Annotated in this window: 1 pseudogene; it reads right to left on the reverse strand. The window is 52.7% G+C overall.

The window, feature by feature from the left end:
• Positions 1 to 209: 209 nt before the first annotated feature.
• A pseudogene (locus tag H6A60_RS12045) lies at positions 210 to 706 on the reverse strand (porin); the annotation flags it as partial.

A 706-nucleotide genomic window follows, 5' to 3' on the forward strand; every position in this document is an offset into this window, starting at 1 on the left:
TCCTTCAAGTACCTCACCCTATTCGCTCCGTGCGCTCCGAGACATCAAGCCTTGCTTTGCCTCTTCGAAAAAGAAAACCAAATCGAGAAACGGAAGATTTTGATTTTAATTTTTTTTTCGAAGCTGTTGCCACTCGTCCGATGCAGAGCAACAAAAACGGGAGCCCGGAACCCCGAACCCCCGCTAGACGATTCCTCGTTCAATCTCATTTAACGAGCTTGAATGCCGTGAAATACTGTAGACACATAGAATTTATGAATCATGCCGACAAGGATTTGCAATGCTCTCGGATCGTCAACAAACTTGAATTCGTTGCTGCCGTCCTTCAAAGTATGCAGCTTGCCGAGGTCCTGCCAGACATACGTGCCGGCCCCATAGACGGTCGTGCGCTTGCTGAGGTTGTACACATAGCCGAGCGAGAGCGAAATCGTTTTGAGGTCGTTGTCCGGATTGCGGATGCATTCGATATAGCGATAGCCGATATCGGTCTTGAACGTGCCGCCGAAGGCGGGGACTTCAGCACCGATCGACGCCGCATAGCCGTCCACGAAGAGCGTGCTCGGCACATAGTCGGCCAGCACACCCTGAAGGCCGGTAACCGTCTTCCAGTCCGTCGCGCGGGTGCGCTGGCGCTTGAAGTACTGGCCGGTCGCATAAATCATGGCAACGCCGAAATCATAAGTACCGGCTACATAGCCGTTGTACC

Origin of the sequence: Sutterella massiliensis, assembly GCF_016899755.1 — a bacterium.
In the GTDB taxonomy this organism is placed as follows: Bacteria; Pseudomonadota; Gammaproteobacteria; order Burkholderiales; family Burkholderiaceae_F; genus Sutterella; species Sutterella massiliensis.